The sequence below is a fragment of the Chitinophaga sp. CF118 genome, assembly GCF_900112615.1.
In the GTDB taxonomy this organism is placed as follows: domain Bacteria; phylum Bacteroidota; class Bacteroidia; order Chitinophagales; family Chitinophagaceae; genus Chitinophaga.
This window is the reverse complement of sequence record NZ_FOMK01000013.1, coordinates 87,387-111,112: the sequence shown is the minus strand read 5'-3', so window position 1 is coordinate 111,112 and position 23,726 is coordinate 87,387. Positions and strand designations below refer to the sequence as shown.

Here is a 23,726-nt window from a genome sequence, read left to right as displayed (position 1 = left end):
TTATCGGATCAGGTTGATGATACCTTTCTTGTCTACAGTGCTACCATCCAGTAATTGCAATCTCACTACATACATATACACGCCGGAAGGTTGTGGTTTTCCTTTGTATAAACCATCCCATCCTCTGCTCTGGTCGTTAGTCTCATACAGCTTCTCACCCCACTGGTCAAAGATCATCATGCGTACATCTTTGATGATGTAGCCGTATATTTTAAACTGATCATTTACCGCATCTCCGTTAGGTGTAAATACATTCGGGATATAGATACCATCCAGTAAAGTAGTACCTGTTACAGGCGCGCCAACTACAGTTTCACAACCCAGCGCCCGTATATGGAATGTTACTTCCTGCATAGATTTCAAACCATTGATAGTATATTGAAGATCTGCAACAGCCATCCAGTTCAATCCGTCTGTAGATACTTCATAACCCGTTGCATTCGGAACAGCGGCCCATATGAATCTGAGTGTATTCACACCCGTAGAATCAAGTACTGCAACAGGAGCCGTAAGCACTGGTAATACAATCATTTTCGCAATAGTACGTGCCGGTCCGGTACAACCGTCTTTCATTGTTTCCAGATAATAGTTAGCAGAAGTAGTTGCATTTGTGATAGTAAAGGTGCTGCCGGTACCTACCCGCGTACCACCATTGGCAGCATCGTACCAGAAATAGTCAACATCAGCAGCAGGACTTTGTACTGTGAATGTTACATCACTGCCAATACATGCAGTTACTGAATCTGTAACGATTATACCGGATGCAGGACCTTTCACTACAAGGTTGCCGGTGGTATCGGCCACACAACCATCGGCAGATACGATTTCTAATTTAACTGCATAGGTACCTCCTGCTGTAAAGAGATGAGCAGGGCTTTTCACATTATCAACCGTACCATTCCCAAATGCCCAGTTCCATTCATTCACAGCTATATTACCAGTGGTAACAGCATTTCCGGTAAACTTCACGGAATCACTTACACAACCATTAAAGGCATAAGTGAAACTTACCACAGGAGAAGCAAGTACTGTCACTGGCAGATAAGTGAGCAGTTTATTATCGCAACCTTCAAACGTTGGATCCAGCATTGTTACCGGCACGTAATAAGTACCTGGTTTAGAGAAGCTGTACTCCTGCTTGATTACAAAACGATAGTATTTCTTGTTGTTCGCGATAAATGAATCTACCGGAACAGGATTTGTTTGTGTTATGTCGGTAGATGGAGAGATATTACTTACTGCACTGATACCCCAGATAATGGATGCTGGCCGTTGTGTAGTAATAAAAGTAAATCTGAAAGGCGTGTTAACACAGGTGTGATCACTAGTAGAAGTGCTGTCACTGTGTACGTTGGTAATAGAAGATCTTGTATTCAGATTCCTTACCAGTGTACCTGCATTATAACCATAGCTTTCACTGTCGCCCAGTCCGTAAGTGATAGCGGTAAAGGCTGAATCACTTTTCACAATACTCTGTGCTTTATCTGCACTCCAGTATTTTACTACAACAGTATAACCCGGTAATGCAGGGTGTTTGTAAGTACGATCGAAAAGATTACTACCATCTATCTTTAAACTACTTATACCACCAGTTGGTATGATCAATGTCAGGTAGTTCACTTCAATACCTTCTTCTGTATTACGATAGAAACCGGTTTGTTTGATCCCTTGTTCAATTGGGCTGAGGTAAATCATTTCAGGATCCCCCATACCACCAGTATTAAAACAACGGTTCCAGCCTGTCATGTATTGAGCGATCATAATTGGCTGGTTGGCCTCAATATAATCTGCAGTAGTACTTACATACTGATAAAAACGTCCGTTATTCAATCCTTTTAATACAGTGCCATTTATCTTTACAACCGTAGTCGGATCTTTTACAAGCACCCTGTAAACGTTCCCCATGGTAACAGCAGGATCCTCATCTGTAGAAGTAGGCGCAGTGAGATATCTCTTGCCCCATGCCTGCGCAGGGAAACATTGCTGGATAAAATTATCTCCGTTACCACCACTACCACCAGGTTCACAGCTTACACTGTTACGGCTGCTTCCGGAGAATACGCCGATAGGATAACACTTGCCTTCTGAATTGGTAACAGAGCGGAATTTGGTACCTGTAGCATCATATCCCAGGTCACCGCTGATCCTCGCAGCGAGGAACTGATAGATCTCTCCTTTATTCAGGATAACAGTGTATGGTACGTTTGCCTCGTGCCCTGTTGCAGAAGGTACAGACGGCGTAATCTCCACTACTGTATTCGGCTGATCAGCCACCACATACGCCCATGAATAATCGAGGTAACTATATCTCTGATTGTAGTTAAGTGAATAGTATTCATATCCATAGGTACCAACAGGCAGTAACATTGTAGCACCGGAAGACTGATCTCCATAAATATGTGCATATGCTGCAATCGGTTTAGTACTTTCAATACTGATACCTCTATCAGAAATACCTTCTGTCAGCAAACGCGCATCTTCAATACCGGTTTTAGGAATAATATCACTTGTTACAGCTGCATTAGCAGGAACATGATAATGTTTAATCCAACCTGTGTTATTGATTTTAACGGTTACATCAGCATCTTCTGTTGCACTGAAGTAGAGCACCATATCCTGCTCATTGTCCGAACCAAAGAACTCATGATGACCGTAACCTACCCAGAAACGTGTTCCAGTATTAGAACTATCTGCCGGTTGAATCACTACAGGAACTACTGCTCTTGCACTATCAACAAGACCCGTAAATTTATCAGGGAAAGTCAGTTTTGATTCTGTGATATAATTGTTTGTTTCATCCACCTTACTACTATCTCCAGTGATCCATTTATCAGCAGCATCGGTTCTACCCAGTTGTATCAGCGCCTGATTTTTCACAGTACCCTGCCACGGGTCCATATAATGTTGGTTAATAGTATAATCAAACGGACCAGCACCTGTTGCATCCACATCAGTGAAGAAGTACATGAACTGTGCTGCAGGAGATAATCCCGTTGGTGCAACACCGGTATATCTTTTAACAGTAATAGCCGATGGTACACTTGCACCCCATGTAATATTTGCTACAGTATCTGAACCAAACAGGAAAGTTTGCGTAGTACCTGCCACAGGAGCTGCCGGTACTGCTGTAAGAGCAGCAGGTACAGATGTAGGTACAAATTCATATGCACCCATATCCGGAACGCCTGCTGCTAGTGTTACTGGTCTTGGTTGGTTATTGAAATCATGATCATTTCCTGGCATCTGTATACCACGACCGTGGATTGCCCATACATCAGGACTAGCTACATCAGGATGCAGATCCGTAATGCTAATGAATGCCGGTTTGTATACAATAGAGTGCTGGTCCAGCTTTGCACCCGCTATCCATAATGGCAGGGTTGCATAATTGAATTTAGAAGTAGCTGCCAGCACTGCACCTGTAGAATACAGTGTGTTGTAATCTATATTCTCATTTGCAGCGTTATTTGCGATCAAAGCCCTACCACCTGCATCGTGTGCAAAGATGTTATTCCTTACTACCATGCCCGGATTGCTATGACTCATGTAAGCAGCACTGTTCTTGGTACCTATAGTAGGTGATGCATTGTAGATGCTATTGTTATAATAAACACCCTGCTCATCATTCTTTGCATACAGGCCATAAGCAGTAGCGGAAGTCGTTTTTATACTTACTACGTTATTCAGTGTATTTACATAGTTATTATCTGTTGTGTAGATACCGTACATATCACCGGTATTACCCGTTACTGCAATCACTGTGTTCGAAGCCAGTGTATCAGGAGAGTTTGTAGTACCGCTACTATAGTTATAATAAATCCCGTAGACTGTTTTGGTATTATTGCTGATGGTAATTTTATTGTGTGTTACATAACACGAAGTATCAGCATACTGTAAGAACATTCCATATACACTGCTACTGGAAGCACCTGACAGGTCCACGATATTGTTATGCAATTTCAGACGGCTGTTCAGTGTTACGTAGATACCATATTTAAAAGCACCTGTTACAATATTACTATCTATCACATGATCTGTATACTTGTTGGCATCATTCAAACCAGACATATAAATACCACTACCACCATTCAGAATGGTATTTCCCTTGATCACATTAAATCCACCGCTGAAGCCTTCTGCATAGATACCCACGATATCTGTGCTCGAACTTGCTACAACAGGCGCTATAACTTTACAGTTAACAATACTATCGTAAGAAGTAGTGCCTGCCAGATATATAGCCCTTCCACGATCAGGATCAGTAGCCCGTATGGTGATGGCATCGTAAGTAACATAACTTGCGCTGTCCAGTTGCAATGTATAGTTAAAGCTATAATCGCTGGATGCATAAGTGAGTATTACACTTGCTGCATCATTGGTTGCACTGCGGAAACTAACGCGACGATCAGCAGCTGCACCAGGAATATGATGCATCCTGATTTGTTCATTATAAGTACCCGCAGTTGCCAGGAATGTAATGTTACCGTTGATACCACATTCCAGCGCCGCTACTGCTGCACTGAAGGTTTGGAAGTTGGTAACACCTGCAGGTAAAGCAGGATTAATTGTATATGTTCCGGCAGCTAAAGCAGCATTCGTCAGCACCTGTGCAGGTGAGGAGTAAGCCGTATTTCCACCGCAGGTTACTGCACAACGGAAGTAATTATCGAAAGCAAGTTCTGTTGAAGTAAAAGCAACATATTGTACATCACCAAAATCTGTCCATGGTCCTGTTGCAGATTTTGCACTCTGCCACTGGTAGGTTTGCGTACCACCGGTAGAGTTACCCTGCAATGTTAATTTTACTGAATCTCCCATACAGATAGCCGTAGTTGGATCAACGATGGTGATGCCAGCTGTTGGTGGGGTTGTACATGGAGGAATGGTTATTTCAAATGCACCAACATCTGGTTTTGTAGTACTTCTGGTTACACTATTGATATCTTTTGTAACTCCCACAGCAGCACCTGTGTTATCAAGTGGTGAAATGACAGGAGCAAGATTGCCTGTTACGATATCTGCATAAACAGGTTCAACATTTGTAGAAGCAGCATCCATACTGCTGGCAGCCTGCCATGCGGCAAGTGTAGCATAATTGGTACTGTTTGTATTACCAATGAATCCGTTCTTTACAAAGTAGTTGTTATTATTAACGGTTAGTCCACTTGTGCCATTAGCAAGGTTTACACCAGTCTTCTGTCCCGTACCTCCTCTGTTGATACTAATAATATTATTCTGGAATACCACTTTGGTTATATCACCATACTGTACATATCCCATGATATTATTAGTAGAAGTGGTATTAGGGTCATCTATCGAAACCGTATTATGATAGTAATATGTATTGTCAGAGAATGCATTGTAGAACGCATTAATACTACCGTTAGTACGGATATTGTATAGAATGTTATTTCTCACCACATTATCTGCACCTGTTCCTCTTGAATTTTCCAGGTGAATACCTTCAACATCACCATAAGGAGATGGATCAGGACCAAAAGGATTAAAGAGCTTATTATTTTCAATTAACAAGCCTGTAAACTCATTTGAAAAAATACCATTGAATCCGCTTACATTCACACGTGTAGGGCGACTGATGCTATTGTTGGAAACAACTGTATTAATAGTATGGTCAAGGTAGATTGCATGACGATAGAACTCAGTGATGACGTTATTTGTAATTCTATTGCCAGTTACCCTTACTGCATCACTACCATATAATGTAATACCATAATCACCACCAGTGATGGTATTATTCGTCAATGTATTCCCATCGCACAAAGACCCTTCTGAAGCAGGAAAATCTTCTGAGCCACTCATCACAATACCAGAGAACTCAAATCCGTTGTTATTAGTTTCTGCAATGATTTTACACCTGCTAATAGTATTGCTGTCTGCATTGTTGATCAACTGCACACCATATCCATAGGTACCGCCGGTAGCATCTATTGTAAGACTGTCAAGTATTACATGATCTGCACGTCTTAATTTCACTACCGCACGTTCGAGTGAATTAGCAGAGCCAAATGCAATCGTATTACCATTACCGTTAAAAGTAACAGTGTTAATAGCAGAAGCTCCTTTGATAGTATCAATTATCAGCTGTTCCAGGTAAGGACCTGAATTAGCTACTACATTAAATACCACAGGACCAGTGATACCGCAACTCAATGCATCAGCAGCACTGGAGAAACTGGTAAAGTTGGTAGCCGTTGCCGGAGCACCCTTGTCAATCGTATAGGTGCCTCCAACAACAGCCGGGTTTACTATTAGAAGTATAGGAGTAGAATAGGATATGTTACCACTACAGGTGAGCGCAACCCTGTACCATAAGGTAGTAGCTGCAACAATTACTGTATCTGAGGAATTCTGTACATCACCCAATGCAACATAAGTTCCTGTTTGGGTAATGGAGGTCTGCCATTGGTAAGTCTGACCGACACCGATTGAATTACCTGTTAATCCGAGCACTACCTGTGTATTGATACATACCGGATTAGCAGATAACGTAGTAGTACCAGCTATTGGCGGAGATGTACATACCGGAGGAGTGAATTCATAAGCACCTAAATCCGGCGTAGTAGTACTACGTGCTGCACTAGTGATATCTACACTCACAGTCTGGTTAGTACCCAGATCATTCAGTGAATTATTCTGTGGCGTGTAGTTGCCCGTAGTAATATCTGTAAATAAAGGATTAACTGAAACAGTGGCTGCGTCAAGGCTGGTTGCTGTTTTCCATTGCAGCAATGTTACCTGATCTGCACCGTAAAAACCTATAGCTGCCTCCTGTACGGAAGTAGCAATATAATAATCGTTACGATTGATGTTCTGATCTCCTGATGGGCTTTCCAGGTAAATGGCATATTTCTTTCCTCCACCTGTCCTTGTTATACTTACAATGTTGTTATTAAAATTAATGCCCCCGGAATTAGCATCAATATACAATCCCTTGCTCAAGTAAGTAGGAGCTGTAGTAGCACCATCCAGAACAATAGTATTATGATAGAACCAGGCGTTATTGCAGATGTATACATGAATTCCGTCTACATTACCACCTGCATTCATATTATAAATGAGGTTATTGGTAATCTTATTTTCGAGTGTTGGAAGTGCTCCTACACCTTCAAGGCTGATACCATAACAGTCGTCGAGTTTATCTGCATTTGCACTATAAGGATTACTGATCCTGTTACGGGTAATAATTGCTTTTGTATTAAGTCCGTTCAGTGAAATACCATTGAAGCCCCATGCCACTGTACGTGCAGGACGACTGATCTCATTGTTTTCTATTAGCAGACCAAATGTTCCTTCAGCAATAATACCTGCACGATGAAAATCATGAATCGTATTATTGATAATCTTATTATCCCTTGCTGCCTGTTGCAGACTTCCATATAAAGTGATACCATGATATCCACCGGTAATCGTATTACCGCTGATGGTATTGTTATCACATTTTGAATCACTGGCAGTAATAAAACTACCACCATTGATTGCGATACCGGCATAATTCTGATCGCCGGATAAAAGGTCAGACTGGATTGTACAATTACTGATGGTATTGAAATCCGCATCATTTGTCAGATGGATACCAATTCCATATTGATTCCAGCCAGTACCTTCTGCTGTTACTCCCAGGTTATTGATGGTAATATAATCAGCTCCATCCAGTTCTATCACAGCAGGGGTGGAACTCACAGTAGACAGATAGTGAACATTCGCACCATTCCCATTGAACGTAATCGTATTTGTTGCAGAGGCACCCGGAATAGCCGGAATCACCACTTGCTCATTATATGGGCCACTTGCTGTTACCACATTAAATACAACAGGGCCGTTGATACCACATTCGATAAAGTTAACAGCATCGTTGAACGACTGGAAGTTAGTTCCGCCAGTGACCACTGCGCTGTTAATAGTATAGGTACCACTTACCGGTAATGGAGAAACTACCTGTACACTGCCAGAGTTGGAAGATCCGCCTGTGGGGCAGGTAACTACACAACGATACCATGTAGTAATGGTTTGCGTAGCTGTATAACCGGGAGTAGTTGCCGCACTGATATTAGTCCACGTAGCATTATCGGGAGAAGACTGCCACTGATAAGTTAAACCAGAAGCAACAGTTGTACCTGTCAGTGAAAGATTAGCCTTGTATGTTTTACACACATCGGAAGCATCTGCAATAGCAGTACCTGCTACCGGTACACCTGTACAAACGGCAGCAGCAGTCCATTCAAAAACAATATTCGTGCGGGTATAAAGGTCTCCTCTGTTGTCAGTATTGGTAGTGCCGCAAAGACTGCCCTGGCTATTTGCTACAGTAGTATGTGCAGCCTTAAAGTCCAGCAGTGAAGTAAAAGCCACTTCCGGATTCTCATTGCTGGTATCATCATCTCCATTACATACTTCCACTACAATGTTATCCTGTCCGTTCCATAAAAAGCTGGTAGCAAAATGGAAGGTATTTGCACCGATCACCGGCTGATAATGTGCCGGTCCATATATAATGTTGGGAACTGTTTCCCAGGTAGTTTCATTGAGTTGAACAGCAGAAACGGCACCTATCCGTATTGTAAAGTTGTCTACCAGTCCTACACCACGCAGGTTCAACACCTTAAAACTAAGGGCACTGATCAAACCAGGTCCCATACCGGCAGCCTGCAGCTCAGATGCCCGGTACATGTACTGAGCACGTGCACCATCCTGATAATCCTGCAAAGGGCAGGGATACCAGCTTATTTCGTTACCGGTGGTACCCGAACCGATACTGATATTCGTCTGGGCATGTACGTTCAGTATGCTCATCAGCAATACTGTCATGAGCCAGGTTACTCTGCAAAAGGAATAAGTAATATACCGTTTCATATGAATAACTTCTTTTTGATTAATAATACCAGGAGATCCACGTTTTGCTATCTTTTACACTTACCATATCGTAAGAATAAGTGCCGGTCTGTACCAGGTAGTAGCCATCGGGATCAGACATTTGTACCAGTGTATTTACAATAGCGGAGTCTTCTTCAGGGTATGTACCCAGGTCACCAAAATAAGGGAAGGTCACTCTGCCATCTGTCTTAAAGCCTGGTGCAGTAAAAGCAGTACCATATTCTATAGCAGTTTCAGTAGCCGTAGCCGTTACATAGGACAGCAGGTCATAATTAATCCCTGAACTGGTACCGAACTTTGGATAAAAAAGCAGCAGATAAAAATTTGGTAATCCCTTGATATTATATACATCATCTACTCCATCCTTATGGAAACCGGTGTAGCTGGTCCAGTAGCTTTCTGCTGCCACCACTTTCTGGTACCATCTTTTAGGCGCATCTTTATCTATTACTATTGGTTTGGAAGTTCCTACGATAGTACCAGCCGTACCATTCGCCGTAAAACTGAGTGTAGTATTTTCCGCACTCCAGGTAATGTTATTAAATGAACTGATGGCGCCATCTACAGCCGGATAAAAACCAACACCATCAGGTGTGTAATAGAATCCTGTGATCTGTGTATGTACGGTACCATCCTCATCTTTCCAGCTGAACGTTGCACTACGGGTAGTAAAATTCAATGCGATATCATAGTCTTTCCCACCGGAAGTAAATTTTTTGAAATAGGTGCGATAGTCATAGATATGTTCTATCAGCCTGTTTGTTTTTTTACCATAGTGAGCAGCTTCTTCTTCGGCAGTTGCTTTGATGATCATGGCTTTGCTATTGTTATAGCGGCCGGTGAGTTTGATTGTATCACCAGAAATACCATCCAGTGAAAATTCGAAATCAGAATACAATCCTTCTCCATAGATACCACCATTTACAGCCGCATCAGGATCACTTAGAATGTGGATGTAGGAATAAGTATCAAATAAAAGACAGGGTTGTTGCAGCGCCTTTAAACGATAACTGCTCTCTTTCATGGTAACGGAAGAAGTGCTGTCGAAATCAGCAAACATCTGTACCCTGTTAGAATCGTTGAATTTGAAATAAAAGGAGAACGTTCCGTGGTCCAGCCCATGCGGAATAACCAGTCCCTTCCAGCCATGCTCTGCCCCTGCCAACAGCTCCTGGTACTTCTGTAAAGTATCATTCAGTCGTGCATCAGGAGAGTTGCCAAATAAATTATCATCCGATTTTTTACAGGCAGCCAGTACGGTGATAGTAAAGAATATAAATAGTAGCTGTTTGCGCATAATTGTAATTGTAGAATTAGTTAAACCTAGTACAGGAGCTGCTCAACAGCTTTGCGTTTTTTTGTTTGCAGGCTATAGAAATCAATATTCCATGCGGATTTAAAGTATCCTACTACCATTGCTTCTTTTTGTCGCAAGGCTGCTGTAGCAGCTTCCTTTGTAACACCGTTCACTGTTCCCTCTGGAATGCTGTTCACCATTTCATCAAATGTGGATCGTCCGTTGATGAGCATAAGAGAAACTGTTTCTACAAAATCATCATCGTAACCGGACATAGCATACGGAGAAATGAAACCTGTACTCAGCGCTTCTGCATCTGAGATATTATTCCAGTTGGCCGTGTAATGACCGGTAGAGATCTGTTTGAATGCAGGAGGATACAGGATAGTCTGATGAAGGATATGCCCGAATTCGTGCTCTATTACATGGAAGATCTGTTTGATCACTGATGAATCAGAAGGCTTATATCCCGGCATCCCTTTTGTACGGAAATCGTTGATAGAATACAACACTACTTTACGTCCGCCTTCTGCTGTTCCCAATGTAACTGTTCCATTGTCTACATTCCAACTGGCACTACCACAGAGAATTAAGAACTTGGGACTATACCGGCGGAAAAACAAATCTCCAGCTTCGGCTACATAGGTATCGATCCATACTTTTTTGATGGCTTCCAATGCAGGTTTCACCATCGCTTCATCCGGCGGTACCAGGGTTTTATCCAGTTCAAATTCAAACTGATCCCATTTATATTTCACCTCAATATTGTAAGTATCTACAAACGACGTCAGTAACCACTGATCCAGTGCTGTGGGCACCCAGGTATCACCTCCCAGGCCGGGGATATCCCCTATATCACTCAGGTCGTCCTTTTTGGAGCAGGCCCCAAGCGTAACAACTGTTAAAATGAAAAAGAATGTCTTTATAATTTTCATATAGTATGCATGTTTTAATTCGGTTATCTGGGGTTCAGTTCAAGCCCTGAAGTTTTGGTGGATGCCGGTATCTGGAATACCCTGCGTGGATCATCTGCACCAAGTGTAATAGTTTCTCCCTTACTCGTAACATGCGTAACCGGCATTTTATAACGCATCATATCAAACCAGCGCATCCCTTCCTGTATGTATTCGGCTCTTTTAAAATCCAGGATAGTTTTTACCAACGTCTTCTTTGTATCTGCGATACCGTTGTAGGCTTTAATACCAGATAAGGTGAGCAGGTTCGTAGTTGCATCATAGTTAGCAATACGTTTACTGGCATACAGATTCAGATCCTGCAATACTTCCGTTGTTTTGTTCAGGTAAGTATTAGCCTCTGCCCTGTTGAACAATACTTCTTCCGTAGTAAATAAAGGAACCATTACATAGGCAGTACCGATAGAAGCATTCACAGAAGATTTTACGAAGTACTCTGTTATTTTAGGCACGAAATAATTCTGTTCACCATAACTATATACAGGATATGCCCAGCTTCCACCTGTAGCATTTTCATACAGTACATCCCTGTATATCGCGTACGTCATACCAAAGCGATAAGTAGCCAGATAGCGGCCAAATGTAGAAGGTGTTTCTACCAGCAGGAGGTTGGCTTTTTCAGAAGAATTAGAGTAGATATTCCATAATGCCGCGGGTGTCATCCGCATATATTCTGTATTCCAGGGACGCATATTATCTGCCAGATTATTAGCAGGGAATACCATCGCAGCATACGCAACCACTTTAGCGTAATGCTTTTTGAACAGATAAAACCGGGTGGCAAAAGCATACGCAGCAGCCGGATTAAAATGATAACGTGGTACTTTATACTTGTCATCACGGATCAGTGGTAAACCTGCCAGCAGATCTTTCTCAATCTGTTCATACACATACGCCACTGTTTTCCTTTCGTATTGTTTCATCACTACATCTTCCGGTTCTGTTACGTAAGGAATACCGGGATCTGTAGCAGCGGTAGTTGAATCATAAGATTTAGAGAAGAAATTAACCAGCATAAAATGTGCATAGGCTCTTGCTACGAGTGCCTCTCCTTTCTGCCGGCTGTAGGCAGCGCTGTCAATAGCGCTCTCACATGCCTTCAGTGCATTGTTAGCCACTGCAATCGCAGTATAACAGGCACGCCAGTATTGCTCCGGACTATCTTCTTCATTAGCTTGTACATCATTAAAAAAGAAAGGATCCCTGTTTACCCGCTGGTCTTCTCCTTTTCCTTTATCTTCAACATTATCGGAAATAGCTTCACAGAAGGTCATGTAATTGCCCTGCGGATAAGCAGTACCTAATAACTGACTTATCTTTTCAGGTGTATCCAGCTGTGTCCAGGTACTATCGGGAGCTTTTTCCAGGTATTTCTTACAACCTGCAAACCCCAGGGTTATTATTAACAGGATATATAGTGCTGTTCTTTGCATACTTATCTTTTTTAAATGCCTACTTTAAGCGATACTGTAACTTGCTTCTGGATAGGTTGTGCTACCCCGCCGGTATTGAAGAATTCCGGATCCTGTCCTCTTAATTTATCATCAGAATAAATGAGCCACAGGTTTGTAGCTGCCCCGGTAATCATCAGGCTTTTAAATCCTGAACTCTTCACCAGGCGTTCTGGTAGCAGGTAAGAAAGGGACACCGTTTTTAAGCGGATAAAATCTCCTTTAGCCACTCTCTCTGTAGAATAGTTGTAGTTATTATAAGGATAAGAACCATTGATCACTGTTTTTTCGAATGCATCAACAAGAGATGGTACAGTTGTAGTGCCTTCGTCATGAGGCATTACCCAGCGATCATAAAATTCATTAGGCATAGCATCCAGGTCTGAATAAGAAGTTTTGAATGCAGGATATAATCTGATTTTATTACCCCACTGGTAGGTAACAAATACGTTCAATGAAAATGCTTTGTAACGGAAGGTATTGGAGAAACCACCTGTTATTGGCGGATCTACCGGACCTTCATATTTCAGGTAGGCGATGGAATCTGACTGCAGGTATACATTGGTGCCCGTAGTACCATCGGCAGTAACAAAGGAGGGTACGCCGGTGCGAGGGTCCAATCCTTTGTATTGTATAGAGAACAAGCTGCGTACAGGGTATCCTTGTATATTTCCACCTTCTGCAGATACCATGTCGAAGATCAGTGGAGCATTCTTCGCATTGGTGATTTTGTTCTTATTATATCCGAAGGTTAGATTCGTTCTCCAGCCCCAGTCTTTACGACGGATCACTTCACCGCCCAGCATAATTTCTATCCCTTTGGAATCCATATCTGCGTAGTTGGCAGACTTAAAGGTTTCTCCACCGATACCGGAAGTTTTGATTACACTGATAAGGTCAAAGCTTTTACGTTTGTACAGATCGAGTGTGAAATTCAGGCGCCTGTCCAGGATACCGCCTTCCAGCCCCACGTTGGTAGTATACAGTTTTTCCCAGGTCAGCTCTTTGTTTTGCAGGTGTGATAATTTGATCACTGATTCCACTTCGCTCAGGTGCGCGCGGTTGGTATTGATTGACTGGTATACAATATTGGAATTGGTAGCTGGTCCCATACTGGCGGTTAATCCGTAGCTGGCACGCAGCGACAGGTAATCTACCCAGGTCACAGGTTGCATGAAAGATTCCCGGTCCAGGTTCCATCTGCCGGCAACACTCCAGGTAGGCAGCCAGCGGGCATTAGCAGAAGAGCCTAAGCGGTTGGAGCCATCATATCGGGCATTGGCACTCAGATTATATTTATCTCCGAAGGAGTAATCTGCAGTACCAAAGAAAGCCACAAACCTGTCGTAGTCCCTGCTCATACCATAATAGGGGAAATTACCTTCGATGGTTTGTTTCAGGATGCGGTAATCCACATAGGGTACACCACCATTATTATACTGGTAACCATATCCTGTGTTGGATGCATTTTGCCTGTCCGCATATTTCACTTGTTGTCCTCCCAGGAAGTTCAGATTATGATTACCACCAAGGGTAAGATCATAACGCAGGGTATTACGGAAGTCGTAGTTCATCAGTTGATCTTCCGTACGGTTATAGAAACCACCGTAAGGCAGTACAATCTGTGGCAGGGCATCCGGGTTGTCAGGATCTGTATACAGGAATTTATTGTTCGCCGCAATGGTAGCATTATCTGCCGCCCGGTAGGCATTAGCCATATTTGAATGTTCGGTGATCTGGTGCTCACGGGAAGACTTCACATAACGTAATGCACCAACGAAATCATAACGTAAATGTGGTGCTATCTTCCAGCCGAAATCTCCCTGCAAACGGATATCCATTACATTCAGGTTGATATAGTTATTCTGCAGTTCATTAATGATGTTGAACCCGTTGAAATTGCGTCTGAAATATTCCAGGTTACCATTCTCATCATATGGAGTAATAGTACGGCTGGTATTCAGTGCATAACTGAAAGGATTGATATCGAAATCACGGTCATATGCACCCTCTACCGGGTTGCTGTTACGTGTTAATGCACCGGGAGCTCTCTGCTGACGAACAGAAGCGATGGTAGAGAATCCGGCCGTTACATTTTCAGAGAACTTATAATTATTCCGGAAGTTGAGCGTATAACGTTTTACTTTATCGGCAATCGTCCAGCCATTATCGCCATAATAACTGGTAGAGAAATAAGACTGTGACTTATCAGTACCGGAAGAGATGCTCAGAGAATGTTCCTGCATGAAGTTATTTCTGAACAGCAACCCGAACCAGTCGGTATTTGCCTTTCCGTAACGCATCAGGAAAGCCTTCTTATCTTCAGGAGTATTCTTTAGCGGGTAGTTACCATTTTCATCTGGTATCAGGTTTTCAAACATCTTTCCCATCACACCATTATCTGCTTTGGAAAGGATATCGGGTGTAAGGGTACCTTTACGTTCCAGTTCTCCCAATACAGACATCTGTTTGGCAGAGTTCATAATATTAAAACCTCCATAATCAGGTTTTAACTGTGTAGTAAAACTACTACTATAAGTAATAACCGGTTTACCGGCCTTTCCCTTTTTTGTGGTAATCACGATCACCCCATTCATCGCACGGGCACCATAGAGCGCTGTAGCAGCCGCATCTTTCAGGATATCGAAACCTTCTATATCATTAGGATTCAATCCTGCTACCGCTGATCCCAGTAAAGTAGTAGGATCGCCACTGGATAACTGATCATTAGAGATATTAGCTACTTCTTCCAGCACTACCCCATCTACCACCCATAATGGTTTATTATCTCCATTAATAGAAGAAGCCCCACGTATACGCACCTTGGGAGCAGTACCGAATGTACCGGATACATTCTGAATAGATACCCCTGCAGCCCGGCCTTCCAGCATACGGCTTACATCTGCCACCCCTTCCAGTTTCACATCAGCAGCTTTCAGAGATACGGCAGCACCGGCAAACTTCTGTTTGTCTACATTCTGGTAACCGGTAACGATCACTTCGGACAATACGCCTTCCGTTCTGCTTAACACTACGTTTAATGTAGACTGTCCGCTGAAAAGCACCACCCTTGGCTTTTTACCCAGGTAAGTGAAGCGGAGACTGTCGCCCTGGCGGGCAGACAGAATAAAGGTGCCTGTAATGCTGGTCACAGTTCCTTTGTGGGTAGATAAATTTTCTACAGAAACATTAGGAAGCGGCACTTTCTCATCCGCATCGGTCACCTTTCCCTGTGCACTATTAGCTGGTAATGAATCGCGTACATTCTTCTTTTCAGCCGCAAACAAATGTGTAGATAAAAGTAATAGGATGGCAACAGTAATTATTCCTTTTAACGGCACAGGCAATTGATTACCATGTAGAGGTAATATCATAAATGATTTTGGTTTACGTAATAGATCCTGGTTACTTAAAATTGTTTTTCCAAGGCGATGGTATTTTATCCAGCCACTGGTTATTATTATTCAGGTTGTCCTGTCGATTTTAGCTGTAACAAATTAATTATCAAAGTGTGACACCCCCTTGTAAGTGACTCTCTTTTCAAAACCTAAAATTATTCATGTTAGCATATGGTAATACCCCGGTAAACCTCTTAAATAGAAAATAGCGGTAAACCACTATTTAATTATTATCTTAACTGTCGGAATCAACCAAAGAATATTATCAGCGAACTTTAGAAACTAAGAATCGTAATAAGCCTGTTGAAATTTTAAAAATTGTCACCTGTTCGCAAACAACCCACTCTGTAAATAACGGAGTAACTGTAGCTGTACAAATAACGCTGCAGGTGAAATGACTTCTGATTATGGGGAACCTTACTACTTTGAATTACGGACAGTATATCCGGAAGACACCATTGTTCATACTATTACTACTGCTGTTTGCAGGAGATTGCATGGCTATGCCAGTCGATGACAGGAAAACCGTGGACAGTATCATCAAGCTGGCCAACTCCCAAAGAGACAGCTCTATAGAAGGCGCTGAACGAATGTATTACCGGGCGCTGAACATCGCCAAAGGAGTAAATTACAACTATGGTGCTACAAAGTCGCTGATCGGACTCGGGATGTGTTATATTAACAGTAGTCAGAAAGACAAAGCACTAAATTGCGGGCACATGGCTCTGCAATATTGTGGGAATGACGTTAAGGGACATGAGCAAAGGGTACTGGTCTATATCATGTTATCACAGACCTACTACTATAAAGGGAAATACGATTCCTCTGCATGGTACCGGTATGCAGCCTTGGGAGAACTTGAATCCAACAGACTAATGGACCCCAAAATGCAGATGAAGGTATATTGTAGCATTCTGGATTTCTGGTTGAATGTGCATGACGATATTCGTAACGACCTACACATTCAACAGGTGATGCAACACATAAATTCGCTGGTAAACAGGGCTGTAGAAAAGAAGGATACTGCCTCCCTTATGTACCTGTATTTCTATAAAGCAGGTTATTATAATAATATACAGCAGAATGATTCAGCACGTTATTATTGTCAGACCAGTTTAAAGATGGGACACCTCACTAACATGACAAACTCCATGCGTGCTGGCCTCCTCATAAATATTTCCCTTACTTATATTGATGATAAGAATCCTGAAATGGCGCTGCTCACTATACAAAAAGCAAAAGACCTTTTTGTGCAGGGCAACGATTACTTCGTTCGCCAGCAACTGCTTACAGATTTGCTTACCGGTGAAGCATATTGTATACAACACAAGTACGACAAAGCCATTGCAGCAATTATACCGGCACTGAACGGCGCCAATAACCGGCATCTTGTACATATACTTGTTACCCGCACCTACAGGACTCTCGGAGATTGTTACTATGCTATTGGAGAATATAAAAAAGCCGCCCAATGCAGGAAAACGTATGTTGAGCTGAGAGATACCATGATGAAAGTAGAGAAGCTGGAGCTGGTATACAACCTGGAAATGAAATACCGGATTGCAGATAAGAATAAAGAGCTGGCGCAGAAACAACTGGCCATCACCAGGAATGAAAGCCGTCTTAAAACGAAGAACTTCCTGATCATAGGTATCTCTGCGGGACTGGCGTTACTCTCCCTGGTAAGTCTCCTGTTATACAGAAACAGCTTGCACAAACAGAAACTGCAAAAGGAAAAGTACCGCAACCTGCGGCAGGAGATGCAGATCAACAGTCTGCAGGCCATGATTGCCGGCGAAGAGAAAGAACGCAGTCGCATTGCCCGCGATCTTCATGATGGTATGGGCGGCACCCTGGGCACCATACGAACACAGCTGAGCGCCATCTTCAGAAAACATACAACCACCAACGTTACCAGCGACTTCCTGGATGTATTACTGCTCCTGGAAGAAGCCTCTACAGAATTGCGTAAAACCGCTCATAATCTGATGCCGGAAATACTATTACAGGAAGGACTTGCCAAAGCCACTGCATTATTCTGCGAACGGGTTCGCAAAGGACATACACTGGAAATTAATTTCGAGACATGGGGAAAGGCACCCGCCTTAGAAGCAGATTTCGAACTGGCCGTATACCGGATCATCCAGGAACTGGTACATAATATATTAAAACATGCGGCTGCCCGCACCGCAATTGTACAGATCGTTTACCATGAAAGACAGCTGTGTATCACGGTAGAAGATGATGGAAACGGCATGCTTCTACTTACCGCACAACAGGCAGAAGGCATGGGATTAAAAACCATTCGCGAACGCATGCATTCCCTGAATGGGGATCTGCATATAGAAAGTGTACCTGGTCAGGGTACCAGCATCCATATAGAATTTACGTTTAAACAAAATACGTCCAGGTATGTCTTTAAAACTAGCAATTGCTGACGACCACCCGATAGTGGTCAATGGCATCCGCAGCATATTGCGCGATACACCTCATATAACCATTACAGACATCTATAACAATGGCCAAAGCCTGCTACAAGGCATTAAAGAACGTCAACCAGATGTATTGTTGCTCGACATGCAACTACCAGATATGAGTGGCCCTGAGCTGGCTACAGTGATCCTGAAGAATTATCCGCAGGTAAAAATTCTCATCCTCAGCAGTACGGATGTACTATTAATGGTAAAAAAGATGCTGAAGCTGGGATGTATGGGATACATCCTGAAAGATTCTGATGACCTCACCATCCTCAAAGCAATAGAAACCGTACAGAATGGCGGTCAGTTTCTCTCACCCGTACTTCAGCAACAACTGGTGGAAGATATGTTCCGCAATAAGAAAACCAGCAGGAAAAATACGTTGCTCACCCGCCGAGAAAAGGAAATTCTGCAACTGATCGTACAGGAACATACGAACCAGGAAATTGCGGATAAGTTATTTATTAGTCTTCATACGGTAGAGAATCATCGCATTAGCATGCTACATAAGCTGGAAGTCAAAAACACTGCAGGACTGGTAAAAGTGGCTCTTGAAACAGGACTGGCATAAAATTTCGTAATATAGCAACATGAGGTACATTTCAGTTATATTACTTTTAATGGGATTATCTGCCTTTGCGCAGCAACCAGAGGTACTAGGCAAAATAAAATCAGATAAAATAGCTGAGGCATCCGGGCTCGCATCCAGCTCTACCCTTCCGGGTTGCTACTGGACGCATAATGACAGTGGCAATAAACCGGAAGTATACCTGCTGAACAGCAATGGCGAACTGCTGAGCACTATCCACTTAAAAGGGGTGTTTAACCGCGACTGGGAAGATATCGCAGAAGGAGTGGGTCCCAATCCCAATAAACAGTATGTATATGTAGGAGATATCGGCAATAATGCTAAACTCGGTATAGACGTGATGGTGTACCGCTTTCCTGTACCAGAGAAAATACCCTCCAAAAAGGCCGAGGTAAAGCCGGATTACCTATATCTTAGATATCCTGATGGTGCAAGGGATGCAGAATCCTTAATGGCAGATCCTATTTCCAGGCACTTATATGTGATCAGTAAACGGGAAAAGGAGGTGGGGTTATATAAAATATCCAATCTTGACTTTAAAAGCGGAGAAACGGCAAAAATGGAAAAGGTGCTCACCTTACCCTTCACCTGGATCACTGCCGGAGACATTTCCAAAGATGGCCATCATATCATCATCAAAAACGATAGGAAGATCTGGTACTGGCATCGCGGAAAAGGGGAAAGTGTAGAAGAAGCGATGTCCAAACCCGCTACCAACTTACCATATGTACCGGAAAAGCAGGGCGAGGGACTTACTTTTAAAACTGATAACTCCGGTTACCTGACCATTAGTGAGGGCCATCATCCTTCATTATTCTTTTATCCCCACCAGTTCTAGCACATCTGAGATCTGTACCGCCTGCCTGAAATTGACGTTATCAATATGTACATCTACATGTTCATGCGCCCAGGTGGTATGAAATGGGATGTGAATGGCATGTCCGCCCAGGCTCAGCACTGGCAGGATATCCGATTTCAGGGAATTTCCTATCATCAGAAATTCTTCGGGTTGTATATCCAGGTGGCGGATCAGCTTCATATAATCGGACTCTTGTTTGTCGGACATTATTTCCACATGATGAAAGAAATGATCGATCCCTGAGTTTTTCAGTTTGCGCTCCTGATCCAGCAGGTCGCCCTTCGTAGCTACTACCAGCCGGAACCTGTCCTTTAAAGCATCCAGTACCACTTCCACCCCGTCCAATATTTCAATGGGCCTTGCAAGCAGAGCCTTACCATAACCGATGATCTTTTCAACAGCGCTGATATCAATCGTATTACTGGTAACAGCCAACGCTGTTTCAACCATAGACAACATAAAACCTTTAATCCCGTAGCCATATAACGGAAGGTTTGCAATCTCTGTCCGCAGCAATTCTCTGGCAACTGTATGCTGCGGGATATAAGGTTCCATCAGCCGGCAGAACTCTTCTTCTGTTTCGCGGAAATAGGGTTCATTTACCCAAAGCGTATCATCCGCATCAAAGGCTATTACTTTTATACTCATACTGAGAAGGGTTAAGACAACAAAAATATCACTATTTATAATAAGACCGGATCAAATTTTGCAGGAGCTATAATCGACAATCAATCTATATTTCTATCGATTACTTTATCTTTGGGCGCAGCAACAGAAATCAGCTAAAACAGATTCCTGTTAATGATAAAAAATTATTACTTTTCTATGGAACATCTATTGACCGCGGATTCTCTCATCAGCCTTTTAACATTAACAGTACTGGAAATCGTATTAGGTATAGATAACATTGTATTTATTTCAATCCTTTCAGGCAAGCTCCCTCAAAACCAGCAGAAGAAAGCCCGTCGACTGGGGCTATCTCTCGCCATGTTCATCCGCGTTTTATTGTTGCTGTCAATCAGCTGGATCATGTCTCTCACCACACCGCTTTTCAACGTAGGAGCCTGGATAGGCATCGAGAATCCGAAATGGCTGGAAATGGCAGCCATCTCCGGACGTGACCTGATCCTGCTAATAGGTGGGCTGTTTTTGATCTACAAAAGCACATCAGAAATCCATGAGAAACTGGAAGGAAGTGAACATGAGGAAACAAAAGTAAAAACTGTCGGGTTTAGCGCAACAATCGTTCAGATTCTGTTGCTGGATATTGTATTCTCACTCGACTCTGTAATTACAGCAGTAGGTATGGCAGATCATATTGAGATTATGATAGCGGCCGTGGTGATAGCAGTAGGTGTAATGCTGATAGCTGCTGAAAGCATCAGTAATTTTGTGAACAAACATCCAACAGTTAAAATGCTCGCGTTATCGTTCTTATTATTAATTGGTGTTTCATTATTGGCAGAGAGCTTTGATCAGCATATTCCAAAAGGGTATATTTATTTCGCAATGGCGTTCTCAGTGTTTATTGAGGTTTTGAATTTGAAGGTGAAGAAAAAGGGGACGCCGGTGCAGTTGAAGCAGGCGGAGAAGTGATTGTATTAAAACTTGCATCCATAATCACATTATAATGTGGTTATGGATGTATATAAAACTTCCATTTGCACAAATCTTATCTGAAATCACATTATAATGTGATTTCAGTCGCATAATTATCTCGCATTAACAATCGTTCCACTTAGACAACCCAACTTACTATTAACTCTTAAATTACCGGTTTTATTTCTTAAATTTGTTATTATTAACAATTTTAAGAAATAAAATGACCTATAATAAATTTAGGGAAGCATTTCATGATTTTGCTGTATTCTCCATAAGAGACATAGTAAAGTTATTCCCTGACTTTGATACAAGGCGTTTAGTTGAGTGGCAAAAAAAAGGATATATCCAGAAGTTAGTGAATAAATGGTATCTATTTTCTGATATAGGAATAGATGATTGGTTAAACTATCGTATCAGTAATTGCCTTTATCGTCCTTCTTATGTTTCCCTTGAATCAGCACTTTCCTATTATAATTTAATTCCGGAAGGGGTCTATACTATTCAGAACATTACAACCCGCAAAACGACTCTCTATGAAACAAATGTGGGCACTTTTCAATACCGCAATGTAAAGCCACAGTTTTTTTTTGGATACCATGCAAGTCGCATAAACATCTTACCAATATTAATGGCTGAACCTGAAAAAGGGATACTTGACTTTCTATATTTAAATCCACGGATTAACAGTATGGCTGATATAAAAGGATTACGTTTCAATATTGCGGAACTGAATAAGAGTATTGATTGGGAAAAGTTGGACAAGTACGCTGCATATTTTGAAAGCACTACTTTAAACAAAAGAGTTTCCTTACTAAAGAAATTAAAAACAAATGTTGACACTATCTGAAATAGAAAATAACTATCCGGAAAATCTTCGTGGATATAAACGATTCATTTTAAGAGAGTATTTGCAGCATAAATTGCTGCAAATAATTTTCGATAGTGAATATGCTAACCAGTTCTGCTTTTTAGGAGAGACCTGTTTACGTATTGTACATGGCAATACCCGCTTTTCAGAGGATTTGGATTTCGATAACTTTCAAATAGGTGAGGATACTTTTGAAAAACTAGCAGATGTATTAAAAATACAATTGGAGAGAGAAGGATATAAAGTGGAAATGAAAACGGTTTATAAAGGAGCTTATCATTGTTATATCCGTTTTCCTGAAATATTATATAGAGAAGGCTCATCAGGCCATAGAGAAGAAAGAATTTTGATACAACTGGATACAGAACCACAACGGTTTGACTTTGTGCCCGATAAATATATATTGAACCGTTTTGACGTATTCACGCAAATATTTATAACGCCATTAGATATATTACTAGCTCAAAAATTTTATGCTATTTGTAACAGAGAACGAAATAAAGGCAGGGATTTTTTTGATGTCGCTTTCCTGTTATCATTGACTGATAAACCTAACTATGACTACCTCCAATTGAAATTAAATGTATCCAATGCAAAGCAATTGAAAGAAAAAATATTGGATAAATGTAGTAAGATAAGCATGGATGAAATGGCTAAAGATGTAGCTCCTTTTCTGTTTGATGCAAAGGACACCAGGAAGGTGATATTGTTTCCTGAACTCATTAAGCAGGCAAAACTTTAAATTATGAGGGAACAGTTACCTGCTCCCTTTCAGTATTATATACTCCCCGTCTGCACCACCTTCTGAATACTCTCATCCACATTATATCGATTTTTCTGGTAAGAGGCTAATGAAGTCACCACCTCATTTACTTTTACCATCTGCTGTGCAGAAGTGTACTGATGATTCATGATATAAGTGGCATCCAGCAAATAAAGCAATTGATTATAAATTACCAGCAGGTTTGCCCTGTTCTGAGTATCCTCGTAATGAGTGTCTTGGGCGGTAAGCGTTTCATTAAGCCATAACCATAATGCCTGACGTACATCTGTAAGAGGAAATAACTCACAAAAACGATTAATAGCCAGTTCCGGATGCTTTAATTCCTGCTCATTGAGATGAGTATGGTGGAAGAAAGAGGTAGATGATATTTTTGAAGGTTCCATTACAATAGATTTTTTATACTTATACTTAAAGGTAATAAATATTGCTTTAAAAGCAATTTATGAATCTATATAGATAAAATATTTTGCTTTTTAATATGCAAACACCTGTATCATAATAAGTAATAATCTTCTTAAATTGAAAAAATATGCTT

General features: G+C 41.8%; 13 protein-coding genes. 6 read left to right on the top strand and 7 right to left on the bottom strand.

Features of this window, described 5'->3' with window-relative positions:
• From BM176_RS29555 to BM176_RS29535, 5 genes are read right to left on the bottom strand one after another with little or no spacing between them, the layout of a single operon-like run.
• On the bottom strand, nucleotides 1-8,871 hold the full coding sequence (locus tag BM176_RS29555; protein WP_090108004.1) for a right-handed parallel beta-helix repeat-containing protein: 8,871 nt from the start codon (nucleotides 8,869-8,871) through the stop codon (nucleotides 1-3).
• Nucleotides 8,872-8,890: 19 nt separating this feature from the next.
• Nucleotides 8,891-10,189, bottom strand: a complete 1,299-nt coding sequence (locus BM176_RS29550; protein WP_090108003.1) for a DUF4302 domain-containing protein — start codon at nucleotides 10,187-10,189, stop codon at nucleotides 8,891-8,893.
• Between the two features lie 26 nt (nucleotides 10,190-10,215).
• Entirely contained in the window at nucleotides 10,216-11,124 is a 909-nt protein-coding gene (locus BM176_RS29545; RefSeq protein WP_090108002.1) for a zinc-binding metallopeptidase, read from the bottom strand.
• Nucleotides 11,125-11,147: 23 nt separating this feature from the next.
• A complete protein-coding gene (locus tag BM176_RS29540) occupies nucleotides 11,148-12,596 on the bottom strand; it encodes a RagB/SusD family nutrient uptake outer membrane protein (RefSeq protein ID WP_090108001.1) in 1,449 nt (482 codons plus the stop codon).
• An 11-nt stretch (nucleotides 12,597-12,607) separates the two neighbouring features.
• Nucleotides 12,608-15,988 (bottom strand): SusC/RagA family TonB-linked outer membrane protein, encoded by a 3,381-nt coding sequence (locus BM176_RS29535; RefSeq protein WP_090108000.1) that lies wholly within the window; start codon nucleotides 15,986-15,988, stop codon nucleotides 12,608-12,610.
• A gap of 431 nt (nucleotides 15,989-16,419) precedes the next feature.
• Between BM176_RS29535 and BM176_RS29530 the strand changes: the two genes are divergently transcribed.
• From BM176_RS29530 to BM176_RS29520, 3 genes are read left to right on the top strand one after another with little or no spacing between them, the layout of a single operon-like run.
• A complete protein-coding gene (locus BM176_RS29530; protein WP_090107999.1) occupies nucleotides 16,420-18,450 on the top strand; it encodes an ATP-binding protein in 2,031 nt (676 codons plus the stop codon).
• Complete coding sequence (locus BM176_RS29525; protein WP_090107998.1) at nucleotides 18,425-19,060, top strand: response regulator; 636 nt, start codon at nucleotides 18,425-18,427, stop codon at nucleotides 19,058-19,060. The genes BM176_RS29530 and BM176_RS29525 overlap by 26 nt, the downstream gene beginning before the upstream one ends.
• Nucleotides 19,061-19,079: 19 nt before the next feature.
• Nucleotides 19,080-19,916: a hypothetical protein gene (locus BM176_RS29520; RefSeq protein WP_143097952.1), complete on the top strand. Its 837-nt coding sequence runs from the start codon at nucleotides 19,080-19,082 to the stop codon at nucleotides 19,914-19,916.
• On the opposite strand, the gene BM176_RS29515 is transcribed toward BM176_RS29520, so the two are convergent.
• Nucleotides 19,890-20,585 (bottom strand): HAD family hydrolase, encoded by a 696-nt coding sequence (locus tag BM176_RS29515; protein WP_090107996.1) that lies wholly within the window; start codon nucleotides 20,583-20,585, stop codon nucleotides 19,890-19,892. The genes BM176_RS29520 and BM176_RS29515 overlap by 27 nt on opposite strands.
• Nucleotides 20,586-20,762: 177 nt before the next feature.
• Between BM176_RS29515 and BM176_RS29510 the strand changes: the two genes are divergently transcribed.
• The 3 genes from BM176_RS29510 to BM176_RS29500 all read left to right on the top strand — a co-directional run bounded on the left by BM176_RS29510 (nucleotide 20,763) and on the right by BM176_RS29500 (nucleotide 23,149).
• Nucleotides 20,763-21,533 (top strand): TerC family protein, encoded by a 771-nt coding sequence (locus BM176_RS29510; RefSeq protein ID WP_090107995.1) that lies wholly within the window; start codon nucleotides 20,763-20,765, stop codon nucleotides 21,531-21,533.
• Nucleotides 21,534-21,759: 226 nt separating this feature from the next.
• On the top strand, nucleotides 21,760-22,386 hold the full coding sequence (locus BM176_RS29505; protein ID WP_090107994.1) for a type IV toxin-antitoxin system AbiEi family antitoxin domain-containing protein: 627 nt from the start codon (nucleotides 21,760-21,762) through the stop codon (nucleotides 22,384-22,386).
• Nucleotides 22,370-23,149, top strand: a complete 780-nt coding sequence (locus BM176_RS29500; protein WP_090107993.1) for a nucleotidyl transferase AbiEii/AbiGii toxin family protein — start codon at nucleotides 22,370-22,372, stop codon at nucleotides 23,147-23,149. The genes BM176_RS29505 and BM176_RS29500 overlap by 17 nt, the downstream gene beginning before the upstream one ends.
• Before the next feature lie 35 nt (nucleotides 23,150-23,184).
• Here the strand turns inward: BM176_RS29500 and BM176_RS29495 are convergent, their stop codons facing one another.
• Complete coding sequence (locus BM176_RS29495) at nucleotides 23,185-23,574, bottom strand: hypothetical protein (RefSeq protein ID WP_090107992.1); 390 nt, start codon at nucleotides 23,572-23,574, stop codon at nucleotides 23,185-23,187.
• Nucleotides 23,575-23,726: the final 152 nt, after the last annotated feature.